A 12,737-nucleotide genomic window follows, 5' to 3' on the forward strand; every position below is an offset into this window, starting at 1 on the left:
CTGGGCGCGCAGCGCGGCGCCGCCGGCGGTTCTCCCGTGGCGATCGTGGCGGCTGTGCCGGGCCTGCCGCGGCCAGGGTCGGCGTTCTTCCCGGGTCAGCGGCCGCGGGGCTTGGCGCGTAGGTGGATGCGTTCGCCCTGCTTGCCGAACAGGCTGAGGATCTCGACGGGGCCCTTGCCGGCGCTGCCGAACCAGTGGGGCAGGCGGGTGTCGAACTCGGCCGCCTCGCCGGGGCGCAGGGTGAGATCGTGGTCGGCCAGCAGCAGGCGCAGGCGTCCGGACAGGACGTACAGCCACTCGTAGCCCTCGTGCGTGCGCAGGTCGGGCTCGCTCCGGCCGGCCGGGATGGTGATCTTGAAGGCCTGCGGGGCGCCGGGCTGGCGGGTGAGCGGGACGATGGTGCGCCCGTCGACCTGGCGCGGCGGGATGTGCACGCGCGGGTCGACGACCCGGGGCGCGGCGACCAGCTCGTCGAGCGGAACCTGATGGGCAAGGGCGATCGGGAGCAGCAGCTCGAGGCTGGGCCGGCGCTGCCCGGATTCCAACCGGGACAGTGTGCTCTTGGAGATGCCGGTGGCCTCGGCCAGCGCGGCCAGTGTGACCCCGCGCTGCGTGCGCACGCGTTTGAGCCGGGGGCCGATCTGATCGAGGGTGCTGGCAATGAGCGGGTCCACGGCTCCCATCGTCCCAGATTCGGCAACAAATGTTGCCGAGCGTTCGCCAGCCGGGGCAGGCTCGACGGCGGAGGTGATCGTATGGACTACGACGTGGTGGTGATCGGGGGTGGCGCGGCCGGTCTGTCCGCGGCGCTGGTGCTGGCCAGGGCCCGCCGCAGGGTGGCGGTGATCGACGCCGGGGAGCCGCGCAACGCCCCGGCCGCGCAGATGCACGGTTTCCTGTCCCGGGACGGAATGCGGCCGGCCCACCTGCTCGCGGTGGGCCGCGGTGAGGTGATCGGCTACGGCGGCGACATCGTCCGCGGCCGGGTGCGCCGCATCGAGCCCGGTTTCGTCGTCCACTCCGGCGGCGCCCCGACGCTGACCGCACGCGCGGTGCTCGTCACCACCGGCCTGCGTGACGAGCTCCCCGACATCCCGGGGGTGCGCGAACGCTGGGGCACCGATGTCGTGCATTGCCCGTACTGCCACGGCTACGAGGTGCGCGACGCCCCGATCGGCGTGCTGGGCGGCGAGGAACGCGACGCGTCCATGCACCAGGTCCTGCTGGTACGGCAGTGGTCGGCCGACGTGATCTTCTTTCCCGGCCGGCTCACCCCGACCGCCGAGGACCGCGAACGCCTGACCGCACGCGGAATCCGGATCGTCGACGGCGACGTGGCCCGGCTCGTGGTCACCGACGACCGCCTGTCCGCGGTCGAGCTTTCCGACGGCCGGCTGGTGCCCCGCACGGCGGTGTTCGTCGCCCCCCGCTTCGTCCCCCACGACGACCTGCTGACCGACCTCGGCTGCGCGGTCGACGAGAACGGCTGGGTGTCAACCGACCCCGCCGGGGCCACCAGCGTCCCCGGCGTGTGGGCCGCCGGCAACGTCGTCAACCCGCGCGCCCAGGTGATCACCGCGGCCGGCGCCGGCTCCACCGCCGCCGCCGCGATCAACGGCTACCTGGTTGAGGACGACATCGCCCGGTCTAGGCGACTGGTTCGCACCTGAACTCCACGGCGGCGGCGAGGTCGGTGGCGAGCCGTTCGGCTTCGGGGACGGTGTCGGCGCCGACGACGAGGACGCCGGCGCGGTCGAAGGAGTCGCGGAGCGGGCCGATGTGGTGGCCGACGGCGACGTCGCAGGAGGCGCGCAGGACGGCGGGGTGGGCGGCTGCCTCGCCGAAGCCGGTGATCGAGGTGATCCGGCCGGGCGGCGGGGTGAGGAAGCGGACGGCGGCGGCGCGGGTGCAGGCGAGCGGGCCGGGCGGCGCGCCGAGCAGGTCGTCGTAGATCAGGCCGTAGAGCTCCAGCCCGGGAATGGCGTGGCCGAGCAGCAGGTGGATCCAGTCGCCGCCGGGGCGGCCGTGCACCTCGCCGAGCACCGGCCCGTCCGCGGTCCACCACAGCTCCACATGGAACAGACCGAACCGCAAACCCAACGCCCGCAGGGCAACGCGGACCTCGCGTTCGATCCGGGCGCGCCGCGGCTCGGGCAGCGGCGCCGGCAGGACGTGGCCGACCTCGACGAAGGCGCCGGGCCCGAGCACCTTCTTCTCCGTGATGGCCAGCACCACCGGCTGTCCACTGAGGAACACCCCCTCGACGCTGTACTCGGGTCCGTCCACATATTCCTCGATGAGGAACGGGCCCGGCCGCGGGAGAGCGGCGACCGCCGCGTCGAGCTCGGCGGGATCGCGCACCAGGCTCACCCCGAGGCTGCCCATGGCGTCGCGGGGCTTGACGATCCACGGGCCGCCGCCGCAGCCGTGGCCGATGAGCTCGGCGGCCTCGGCGGCGCTGCCGCACACGGCGAGGCGCGGTTGGGCGAATCCCGCCTCGCGCAGCCATTCGCGGCACGCGTCCTTGCTCCGGATCCGCCGGACAACCTCGCCGGAGTTGCCGGGCAGGCCGAGCTCGTCTACGACGTCGGCCACGGCGATCTGCGCGTATTCCCGGGGCGACACGACGATGTCCGGAACGTCGCCGGTGTCGCGCAGCTGCTTGGCCCACACCGCGCACCCCGCCGGGTCGGTGAAGTCCACGGCGCTCACCGTGTCGGCGAGGGCCACCATGCCGGGCGACGCGTCCAACGCCTCCTGCTGGTCGGTGAGGTGGACCCGCAGCCCCCTGGCGTGCGCCTGCCGGATCGCCTTGCGCGTCAGGTCGACGCCGTGCGGGACCGTTGGCGCGCCACCGAGAATCAGCACCGTGGCCATCACGGCCACCAGACCGAGAACACGGTCAGGTCGGTGGTGCCGTCGTTGATTGCCTCGTGGGAGGTGTGCGGGACGATGTAGACGGCCTGGCCGCCACGGATGTCCATGGCGCCCGAGCCGAGGTTCAGCCGCGCCTGCCCGCCGGCGACGAACCAGATCTCGTGCACGGCATGGCTCTCCTCTGGCGAGCGGCCGCCCGGCGGGACGCTCCAGTAGGACGCCTTGAACGGCACGCCCGGCAGCGGGTACTCGCGCAGCGTGCCACCCTCCGGGCCGAGCGCGCCGACGTCGCCGCCAAGCAATCCCCCGCGGGGCAACGGGTTCTCCGGCATGATGCTCAATCCTCCGTCTCCGGGATCAGATCCGACACGCGCGCGGTCGGCACGTCGGGAATCGGCTCGTACACGGTGGAATCGGGGACGCTGCCGTGCTCGAAGCCGTCCAGCACGGGATCGAAGCCGGCGCCGAGGCACTGCCACAGGTGCCGCGCCCAGCGCGGCATGAACGGGCAGGCCAGCAGGGCCATGGTCTTCAGCCACCAGAACGGATGGCTGCGCGCCAGCCCGGCCTCGCCTGCGGCCAGCCAGGTCTCGACGACGCGCTGGGCGAGGCCGAGATCGGTGTGCGGCGGCCGGAACGCGCTCGTCTGTCCGATGAGGACCTCGCTGATCCGCCGCGTCATCGTCGGCTCGAGCGAACCCGGCAGCCTGCCGTGGGCCCTTGCGAGGGCATCCCGGACGAGCGGGCACAGCCGGCCCCGCAGGGTCTCGGCGACGTACCGGGCGAACCGCTCGGGACGGAAGTCGGTCTCCCGGCGCGCCGGCGCGATCTTCGCCAGGTACATCCGCAGCGGATCGACGGGCAGGCCGGCGTCGAGGTAGTCGCCGCCCCAGATGACATGCCGCCGGCTCGTCGAGAACTTCGAGCCGTTGAGCCGAAGAAACTCGTTCACCACGTAGTAGTCGTACGGCCGCCAGTCGAGCTCGTCGTCGCAGTAGGCGAACTGGACACCCCAGGCGAGCACGTTGTCCAGCCCGCACGTCGCGACCGTCCTAACGGAACTGTCCCGGCCGAACGGACTGCCGATGCCGGCAGTGGTGCCGTAGACCTCGGCGACCAACGTCATGGCGGCGTACCAGACCGGGCCGTACGTGTTGTACACCACCTCCGGCTCGAGCCGGCGGACCCGGTACGGGATGCCCCAACCGTTCGGCTGGGTGAGCCGCACCTCCCGGCCGTTGAGCTCGCAGAAGCGGTCGAAGAGCTCCTGATACGGCGCGGGATAGCGGCGGGCGGCCTCGGCGCCGCCGAACTGCGGGGCGGCGCTGAGGAACGCGGTGGTGACCGGGGCCAGCTCGACGTCGTCGTCGGCGTCCAGCCGGGGCCGGATGCCCACGAGGTCGGCTGGGCCGAACCACACTCCGCAGGCCTCGCACGAGGATCCGCCCGCCGGAGCGTCGCAGGCGGGGCAGTGGCCGAGGCTGAACGGGCCGACGAGGAACCGGCCGGACCGGCGGGAGCGCGGCAGCTTCTCCTGCTCGTAGCGAACCCGGCCGGCCGCCTCAAGATGCGCGACGAGCTCGTGCGTGCGGCGGTGCACCTCGTCGCGCCACGGCTGCTCGTGCAGATCCAGCAGGATCTCCTGCCGGATGTCGAAGCCGGCCAGCGTGCGCACCGCGTCCCGGTGGAAGTGCTGGGCCAGCTCGACCGGATCGCGGCCGTCCCGGTCGGCGGCGAGCAGGACGTACGGTTCGTACGAGTCCACCGCCGACACCTGGCGCACGTCGTGGCCGGTGGCGGTGAGATGCCGGGCGAGCGCGTCGGCGCCGAGGAACGGGCCGGCCAGATGCCCGAGGTGCAGCGGGCCGTTGGGTGTCGGGTATCCGGCGGTGATCATCCACCGGTGTGCGGGGCCGGGCCGGACGATCTCTCGCAACGACATCGACTGTCCTTTCGCGATTGGTCAGCGAATGACCGGCGCCAGGGTCTTGGTGAGCGTGTCCAGCCGGTGCACCAGCTCGGCCCTGGTGGCGGCGCGGGCGATGACCGAACCGAGCACGCAGCCGGTGTAGTCCTCGGGCGGCGGGGCGACGTGCTCGCCGATGGCCCGCTCGAGGACGATGTGCTCGACGCCGGGTGTGGCGTTGGCCTCGGCCAGCCCGGCGAACCCCTCGAACACGCCCGCGTCCGGGGTGACGATCTTCTTGACGCCGGCGTGGAACACCGGCTCGCCGGCCGCGACCGGCGCCGCTCCGGTGGCCACCCGGATCGCGTTCTCGTGGAAGCTCTGGCCGGTCGCGAGCGGCACGAGGTGCGAGGTGATGTAGTCGCCGCCGCCGCGGGCCGCCGCCTCGATGAGCTTGGCCCGCCCTTTGTCCACTTTGCACTCGAGGTGGAAGACGCAGTCGTCGAGCCCGAAGACCTTGATCACCTGACTGGTCAGCGCGAGCACGGCTTCCCGCTCGGGTTCGCCGAGCGCCGTCGGGAAGACGTGGCCGACCTCGGTGTGGAACGGCGGCAGGGTCTCCTTGTCGGTGATGCCGGCGACGGTGACCTCCTCGTTCCGGACGTAACCCTCCACGCTGTGCTCGGTGCCGGTCAGGAACTCCTCGTAGATGAGCTGGCTGACGCCGCGGCCGAAGATCGGGTTGACGGTCGGCCGGATGTGCTGGGTCAGCGTGTCGAACGCGCGCAGCAGGTCGTCGGCGTTGTGCAGCTCGAAGATCGCGATGCTGCCGGCGGCCACGGTCGGCTTGAGGATGGCCGGATAGCCGATGTCCGCGGCCGCGGCCTCCGCCTCCACCCAGGTGCCCACGTGCCGGAAGCGCGGGACGAGCTCGGGGTGCGCGCTCATCGCCTGCCGCATGCGGTACTTGTTGCGGGCGATGCGCGCCGCTTCCGGCGGCGGTCCCGGCAGGCCGAGCTCCTCGGCGAGCAGCGCGACGGTGTTCACGTCGCGGTCGCTCCAGGTCAGCACGCCGTCGACGCGGTGGGCGCGGGCCAGCCGACGGCCGGCGGCCAGCGCCGCGCCGACGTCGTAGGTGTCCACGACCACCTGCTCGCGCACCACGTCCCTCGGCACGTCCAGCGCCGGCTGGTCGGTCACCAGCAGTACCCGGTAGCCGAGGCGGTGGGCCGCGAACAGCGTGGGTTGGTGCTCGACCCGGCTCGGCCGCAGGTTGTAGTAGATCAGGCTGGGCTGGGACATCAGGCCTCGTTTCTGACGGATGCGCGCAACGGCAAGGCAAGGAGGGCGACCGCGGCGAGACCGCACGCGGCCAGCGACAGCCAGTAGAGCCGGGCGCCGCCGTGGTTGAGCAGGACGAGGAAGATGCTGCCGCCGCAGAAGGATCCGGCCGCCTCCCCCACCGTCCAGCAGGCCTGCCGAAGGTTGAACGCCTCGATCGGTGAGCCGGTTGGCAGCTCGGCGAACGCCGTGCTGACCATCGGGGTGAAGATGGTCTCGGCCACCGAGAAGATTGCCACGGCCAGGAATGCGGCGCCCACCAAGGGAATGCCGGCGCCGAGCAGCACCATCGAGACCGAGAACAGGGCGATGCCGGCGTACAGCAGGCTCGCCGGTGTCACGCCCCGGTCCAGCAACCGCGCCACCACCGCGGAGACCGGGACCTGCAGCAGGACGATGATCACCGCGTTGGCGACGAAGTAGCTGCCCCGCAGCGGGGCCGACGACACCTCGTGGGAGATCAGCAGCGCGAACGCCGAGAAGAACTGGGCGTACAGCCCGCTGCCGGCCGCGCTGGCGATGAGCACGCGCCGGTGGTCGCGGTCCCGGAGGAGCCGGGCCACCGTCGAGCGGCCCACCGGCCACCGGCCCGGTCCGGGGGCCGGCCTGATCCGGCCGGGAAGCACCAGCCGGACGATCACCGCGGCGGCCGTGTAGAACGCGGCGACGATGCCGAACAGCAGGCGGCTGTGCCCGCCGGCGACCAGGGTGAGCGCGGCGAACGGGGCCAGCGCCGCCGCGATGTTGACCGCGATCTGCTGCGCGGAGAAGACCCGGTTGCGGTCCGCGCTGCTGGGGATCAGGTGCGCGGTGATGGCCCGGCACAGCAGCACGTTGACGCTCGTGCCGAGGCCGGCGAGCAGCAGCAGCGCGATCAGCAGCGGCGCCGAGGCGACGTACGGCAGCACCGCGAACATCGCGGCGGCCAGCAGCAGCCCGGTCACCATCGCGTGCACGTAGCTGATCCGGGACAGCCAGCGGGAGACCAACAGGCAGGAGACGCCCACCGCGCCGACGTAGCCGAACAGGGCCGTCCCGACCACGGCCGGCGACGCCCCGGGCACCTGGGCGACCAGCACCACCGCGAGCACCGGCAGGACACCGAAGTGACCGAGGTGCTGCAGCAGGTATCCGGCCGCCACCCGAGCCGGGAAGGTGCGCAGGGTCGCCCGCGGCACCGCCGGTTCGCCGCGCTCGGAGACGGTGACCATCAGGCCGCGACCTCCGCATCGGTCAGCAGCCGCACCGCCTCGGTGGCCAGCGCCGGCCCTAGCCGCAGGCCGCTGCCGGAGCCGCCGGCGACGACGACCAGCGGGCCGCCCCGCTCGCGGCGCACGATCGGCACCCGGTTCGGCGCGTACCCGTCATAGGCCACCCGCCCGCCGACCACGTGCTCGGCGAGCCCCCGGCAGCGCCGCTCGAGCGACTCCCGGCCGAGGTCGATGTCCTTCTGGCTCGGGATGACCGGCGCCGGGCCGGCGCCGGGTGACAGCCACTCGTCGCGGTAGAAGCTGACGAAGATCGAGTTGTTCGCCGGGTCGGGCGTCATGAACAGGTCGTCGTCGACGAACTCGACCATCGGTGAGCCGGGCGGGGCCGGCACCGAGCAGTGCAGCCCGACCACCCGCTTGGCCCGGATGTCCAGCTCCGGCGACACCACGCCGAGCGGCGCCGCCGCGTCGGCGAACCAGGCGCCGATCGCCAGCACGACCCGCGCCGCGGTGGTCACCACGCCCGCCGCGGTCAGCAGCTCGTACCCGTCGCGGACCCGGCGCACCGAGACCACCTCCGTGCCGATCCAGGCGCGCACCGCGGGCTGGGCCATCAGGCACCCCCACATCGCGCTGACGAACGGCTCGGCGTGGATCCGGTAGGTGCCCGTGCAGCGCAGCACGACCTCGCCCGGCTGGACCCGGATGTCCGGGCACACCCGCTCGAGCTCGGAGACGTCCACCCGGGTCAGGGATCCGGGCAGCGCGCGGTCGCCGAGGCGGCCGACGCTCTCCTCGCCGGCGACGACGAACGAGGACATCTTCTCGATCACCCGACCCGATTCCGCCTGCACGAGGCCGAACCATCGCCGCAGCACCGCGGTCGCCTGCCTGATCATGGCCGGGTGCCCGGGGGTCGGGCCGAACGGAACGGCCATGCCGGCCGACCACCGGGTGGCGCCGCCACCCGGAAGATCCCGGTCAACGACCAGGATCGACCAGTCCGGCCGGGATTCCACGGCGGCGAGCGCGGTGCACAGTCCCAGCGCGCCGGCGCCGACCACGACCAAGTCGAATTCTGACGTCCTCATCTGGCCTTCTTCGTCCGATCGGGAACTATGACGCGCGTGATCGGGTGCCGACGGCGCCGATCATGGTGCAGTACTCCGCCAGCACGCGATCGCTCAACGCACCGAGGCAGGACAGATTGGCAAAGCCCGGCCCCTGCGCCAGCGCGGACAATGCGGGCACGTGAAGGTTCGGCCGCACGCGGGGTAGGGAAAGGCTGGAATCTATCAACCTGGCGATTGCGGTCTGGTCATCGAGAAGCGCACCCACTTGTTTCTCCACATATCGCACGGAGCGTGCGGAAAGTAGGGACCGAATCTGTGTCAGCGGGCAGAATCCGGTACAGTTGACGATCAGGTCGAACTCGTCTTTCGTGATCCGGCCGTGCTGCTCGATGTCGATGCGCAGCCGGTTGCCGGCAGCGTTGACCGAAACGACCCGGCCGAGCCGGAACGACACGTTCTGATACTCGACGAGCCGGCTGACCGCCGCGGGTGACATGACCCCACGGTCCGTCCGCCGAATGAACTCGTACCTGATCTCCTCGGGAAGCTCGGCCCAACTGGCGGCCTGCGGCTGAGAATAGACCACGTTCTCCAGGTACGATTCCAGCCGCGAATAGGGCAGTGACGAGGAGACGAACGTCACCGATATCGACTCACCGTGCCTGGCGAGCAGGAACAGGGCCATGGCGACGGCGCTCTCGCCGGCCCCGACGATGCAGACACGCGCGCAGGGCGGAAGGGGAATCGATCCGAGGCGCGCCCGGCTGATGTCGGCGCTGACCAACCGGCCGTCGCCGTTGGCGGATCCGGGCAGGCGCCTCGGCAACCCCGGTCCGGTGACGATGAGACCGAGCCGGGCGCACACGGTGTCCGGCTCGCCGCTGTCGGCCGCGCACCGCACCATCCAGCCCGCGCCGCCGTGGTCGACGCTGATCACCTTGGCCCGCTTGAGCCGGATGCTCGCCCCGGCCTTGGCGAAGACCCACTTCAGGTAATAGGCGAACTCCGTGTGCGTCGTGCCCGGCAGGCCGGAGTCGATCCACCGCGAATAGGCGCCCGTGCTCACCAGATAGCTCTGCCAGGAAAACCGGGTCATGGCGGCGTCCACCAGTCCCCCGGCCCGACCGAACGACTCCGCGCTCTGATAAGGGAATCCGATATCCTTTTCCGGCCGCGTTCCGAGCAGCTCCGCCCCGGCCGAGAACCCGAACTTCCCGGTCCACGTCGACGCCGGCTCATGATGCTCCACGATGAGAACGTCCAACGACGCCAGCCCGAGCTCATTGAGCACATGCGCCTTGGCGGCAATCGCGGCCGCCTTCGCCCCAGCGCCGACAACGACGATATCGTGATCGCTCAAAGGCCGATCCCCTCGCACCTATTGGGCGGTGTCGTGCAGCGGCACCCGTTTGCCGACGCCTGAAAACAAGGCTAACGACCCTGAGCTGATCTTGATCTTACTTGCCCTATAGGCAGGCGGGCGTCGCACCGGTTCGGGTGGGGCGTGCAACCTTCCGGGGGTGTCGGGTGGCTGCCCGACTGGATCGTCGGGGTCGGGTACGAGGTGGGGCTCAACGGGCCGCACGGGGACCACGCAAGGGCGCGGGGAGCGGGCCCGCAGGCTCCGATCATCGTGCTCGCCGCGTCCGAGACCGCGCCGCCAGTCGTGGCTCCCGCGACCCGGCGGGTCACCGTGAGGAGTCGATCCGGGTACCGCTGATCATCCGCGGCCCCGGCGTCCCGGCCGGCAAGCGGGTCACCACGATCGCGGCCAACATCGACCTCGCCCCGACGATCCTGGACGTCGCCGGCGCCACCGCCGGAGTGACCCTCGACGGCCGCTCGCTGATCCCGATCGCCAACGACCCCGCGCCGTTCGCCCGCGGCATCGTGGTCGAGACCGGGCCACGGCAGAGCGACGCCTGGTACGCCGGCATCCGCTCACCCAGGTGGAGCTACATCGAGCACTCGACCGGCGAGCTCGAGCTGTGCGACCTGCGGGTCGATCCCTTCCAGCTCACCAGCGTGCACGACGACCCCCGCTACGCGGCCACCCGGGCGGCCCTCGCCAGCCGGCTCACCACCCTGCGCACCTGCGCCGGCGACGTCTGTCGACAGTGGACACCCGTGCCCGGTCCGGAATGACGGTCGCGCCGGCGCCGCTTCCATTTCCGTTTCGGTTCGGCTCGGTTCCGCCGAATACATGTATCTGGCGTGCCGGTGCCGACACCGAGTAATGGAAGCGGCCCGCGGGACCGGCCGCACGGTATGCGAGTGGAGGCCACCCATGGCCGAGACGGCGCAGGCTGCGCCCATTTCCAGAGCCACGATCATCGCCAGGGCGCCGGGGCGGGGCGCCGACAACGTCCGCCTGGCGGCGTTGCGCGCCCTGCGAACCCTCCTCCAGGGGATCGGCGGCGCCGTTCCGTCCGCCGGCGTCGGCACGGTCATGCTCACCACCGACTACTGGACCGCGCTCGGCTACTCCTGCCTGGCCGCGATCATCGCCGCCGCGGTCTCCTTCGTGCACAACATGGCGAGCTTCCTGCCGGAGGACCCCACCCGCGGACCTCACCGGGACGGGTGACCGGCGATCGGGCATGGACGGCCACCGGGTGGGTACCCGACGCATCGGGAGGTGTCTTGTCATGCCGCAGCAGGCGTGGAGCAACAAACGCGAACGTCAGTACCAGCACATCAAGTCCTCGGCCAAGAAGCGCGGGGAGTCCACCGACCGGGCCGAGGAGATCGCGGCCCGAACCGTCAACAAGAACCGGGCCCAGTCCGGCGAGTCCAAACGGGCCAGCCGAACCTCCACACGGGACAAGTCCCCGCAGAGCCGGGGCGGGCAGCGCTCCGGCACCAAGGGACCCAAGGGCCCGACCCGCGACCAGCTCTACAACGAGGCCAAGAAGCGCAACATCAAGGGCCGGTCCAAGATGACCAAGAACGAGCTGGCCAAGGCCCTCGGCCGCTGACGTGGCGGGTCAGCCGGTGTAGATCCCCCAGAGGTAGTACCAGCCGGGCGAGCCGGTTCCCGTTTCCGGATTGCGCTCGGCGAAGGCACAGTCCCAGGCGATGAACATCTGCCCGGCGTTGACCTCCTGCTCGATGTGGGCCTGCCGTTCGGCCTCGCACCCGGACCCGGAGTCGAACGGGCCGGCGTAGTGGTCGATCCAGCTCGCCGGCCCTGGCAGGCTAGCGGTCGTCGCCGTCGCACCGCGGGCGGCGAGCGCGTAGGAGCCCACGATCTGGTTGCGGTCTTTGCCGCCGAGGAGCACGGCGTTCGTCGTGCCGGGCGCGTCGATGGTGGTCACGGTTCCGCCGCTGAGCAGGAACCCGTGCGGGGTCGGGTCGGCCGCGGTGGCGCCCGCGGTAGCCGGTGTCAGCACGCCGGCCGCCAGCATGGCCAACGCCATGCCGACCGCCCGGAACAGACGTCTCGATCTCATCGGCCGATGCTGTCAGCGGCCCGCGGCCGATGTCTTCGTCATTCTCCGCAAGGTCCGCCCCGGAAGCGGGGCCGGGTTTGTCCCGGCCGGTGACCGGATGGCGCCAGGTTCTAGATCCAGTCCGCCTCGCTGGCGATGCGCACGGCCTCGAACCGGGTCCGGGCCCGGGTCTTGTCGATCGCCCGGGACAGGTAGTTGCGCACGGTCCCCGGTGACAGGTGGAGCCGGGAGGCGATCTCGGACCCGGAGGCGCCGTCGGCCACCAGCCGCAGCACGTCCTTCTCCCGCGGGGTGAGCGGGTTGGTCCCGACCGCGAGCGCGGTGACGGCCAGGTTGACGTCGATCACCGGCTCCCCCCGCGCCGCGCCCCGGATCGCCTCGAGCAGCCGCGCGGCCGGCGCGGAGATCTCCACCGCGCCGAGCACATCGGTCAGCAGCAGCCGCCGGACCATGCCCGCGGGCTGCGCCGGGACCAGCGCCACGATCCGGCTGCCGGCGGAGTTGGCCAGCAGCTCCTCGATCATCGCCAGCCCACGCTCGCCGGACGCCCCCACGTCCACCACGATCACATCCGGCCGTAGCCGGGTCGCGGTCGGCACGACCTGCTCGTCGCCGCATCTCAGCGCCGCGACCACCGCCAGGTCGTCTTCATCCGATAACAGGCTGACCAGAGCGGTGCGCAACAGATCCAGATCCTCCACCACCAGTACCCTGATCGGCCGAACGCCGACGGCCGCCCCACTCACTGCTCCATAAGGACCAAGGGCCGTCATCTGATTCATGGTCAACCTCCCGACATCCCGATAAGCGCCTGGCGCGCAGTACCCCGATCCAAAAGTGCCTAAACCTCAACGGTTTCGAGAACACGGAGCGTTGC

The 12,737-nt window shown here is 71.6% G+C and carries 14 protein-coding genes; 4 read left to right on the forward strand and 10 right to left on the reverse strand.

From position 1 onward, the window contains the following. Nucleotides 1–95 precede the first annotated feature (95 nt). Nucleotides 96–674, reverse strand: coding sequence for an XRE family transcriptional regulator (locus tag VGX25_RS31285; RefSeq protein ID WP_326921556.1), 579 nt, complete (start codon nt 672–674; stop codon nt 96–98). Nucleotides 675–755: 81 nt separating this feature from the next. Between VGX25_RS31285 and VGX25_RS31290 the strand changes: the two genes are divergently transcribed. Then, on the forward strand, nt 756–1,670 hold the full coding sequence (locus VGX25_RS31290) for an NAD(P)/FAD-dependent oxidoreductase (RefSeq protein WP_326921557.1): 915 nt from the start codon (nt 756–758) through the stop codon (nt 1,668–1,670). Here VGX25_RS31290 and VGX25_RS31295 read toward each other — a convergent pair. From VGX25_RS31295 to VGX25_RS31325, 7 genes are read right to left on the reverse strand one after another with little or no spacing between them, the layout of a single operon-like run. Further along, a complete protein-coding gene (locus VGX25_RS31295; protein ID WP_326921558.1) occupies nt 1,648–2,877 on the reverse strand; it encodes an ATP-grasp domain-containing protein in 1,230 nt (409 codons plus the stop codon). The two genes, VGX25_RS31290 and VGX25_RS31295, sit on opposite strands and share 23 nt — an antisense overlap. Then, entirely contained in the window at nt 2,877–3,209 is a 333-nt protein-coding gene (locus tag VGX25_RS31300) for a cupin domain-containing protein (protein ID WP_326921559.1), read from the reverse strand. Before VGX25_RS31300 ends, VGX25_RS31295 begins: the two co-directional genes overlap by 1 nt. A 5-nt stretch (nt 3,210–3,214) precedes the next feature. After that, a complete protein-coding gene (locus VGX25_RS31305; RefSeq protein WP_326921560.1) occupies nt 3,215–4,819 on the reverse strand; it encodes a class I tRNA ligase family protein in 1,605 nt (534 codons plus the stop codon). A gap of 21 nt (nt 4,820–4,840) precedes the next feature. Continuing rightward, nucleotides 4,841–6,085: an ATP-grasp domain-containing protein gene (locus VGX25_RS31310; RefSeq protein ID WP_326921561.1), complete on the reverse strand. Its 1,245-nt coding sequence runs from the start codon at nt 6,083–6,085 to the stop codon at nt 4,841–4,843. Further along, nucleotides 6,085–7,335 carry an MFS transporter gene (locus VGX25_RS31315; RefSeq protein ID WP_326921562.1) on the reverse strand — a complete coding sequence of 417 codons (1,251 nt, stop codon included), beginning with the start codon at nt 7,333–7,335 and terminating at the stop codon, nt 6,085–6,087. The genes VGX25_RS31310 and VGX25_RS31315 overlap by 1 nt, the downstream gene beginning before the upstream one ends. Then, complete coding sequence (locus tag VGX25_RS31320) at nt 7,335–8,426, reverse strand: FAD-binding oxidoreductase (RefSeq protein WP_326921563.1); 1,092 nt, start codon at nt 8,424–8,426, stop codon at nt 7,335–7,337. Before VGX25_RS31320 ends, VGX25_RS31315 begins: the two co-directional genes overlap by 1 nt. A gap of 25 nt (nt 8,427–8,451) precedes the next feature. Continuing rightward, nucleotides 8,452–9,768 carry a SidA/IucD/PvdA family monooxygenase gene (locus VGX25_RS31325; RefSeq protein WP_326921564.1) on the reverse strand — a complete coding sequence of 439 codons (1,317 nt, stop codon included), beginning with the start codon at nt 9,766–9,768 and terminating at the stop codon, nt 8,452–8,454. A gap of 167 nt (nt 9,769–9,935) precedes the next feature. Between VGX25_RS31325 and VGX25_RS31330 the strand changes: the two genes are divergently transcribed. The 3 genes from VGX25_RS31330 to VGX25_RS31340 all read left to right on the forward strand — a co-directional run bounded on the left by VGX25_RS31330 (nt 9,936) and on the right by VGX25_RS31340 (nt 11,386). After that, on the forward strand, nt 9,936–10,553 hold the full coding sequence (locus VGX25_RS31330) for a sulfatase/phosphatase domain-containing protein (protein WP_326921565.1): 618 nt from the start codon (nt 9,936–9,938) through the stop codon (nt 10,551–10,553). Between the two features lie 142 nt (nt 10,554–10,695). Next, entirely contained in the window at nt 10,696–10,995 is a 300-nt protein-coding gene (locus tag VGX25_RS31335) for a hypothetical protein (RefSeq protein ID WP_326921566.1), read from the forward strand. Nucleotides 10,996–11,056: 61 nt separating this feature from the next. Next, a complete protein-coding gene (locus VGX25_RS31340; protein WP_326921567.1) occupies nt 11,057–11,386 on the forward strand; it encodes a plasmid stabilization protein in 330 nt (109 codons plus the stop codon). A 9-nt stretch (nt 11,387–11,395) separates the two neighbouring features. Here the strand turns inward: VGX25_RS31340 and VGX25_RS31345 are convergent, their stop codons facing one another. Together VGX25_RS31345 and VGX25_RS31350 are read right to left on the reverse strand one after the other, a co-directional pair. After that, on the reverse strand, nt 11,396–11,860 hold the full coding sequence (locus VGX25_RS31345) for a hypothetical protein (RefSeq protein ID WP_326921568.1): 465 nt from the start codon (nt 11,858–11,860) through the stop codon (nt 11,396–11,398). A gap of 110 nt (nt 11,861–11,970) precedes the next feature. Further along, on the reverse strand, nt 11,971–12,561 hold the full coding sequence (locus tag VGX25_RS31350; protein WP_326921569.1) for a response regulator transcription factor: 591 nt from the start codon (nt 12,559–12,561) through the stop codon (nt 11,971–11,973). Nucleotides 12,562–12,737 lie beyond the last annotated feature (176 nt).

The organism is Actinophytocola sp., from assembly GCF_035942955.1.
Classification (GTDB): domain Bacteria; phylum Actinomycetota; class Actinomycetes; order Mycobacteriales; family Pseudonocardiaceae; genus DASYTH01.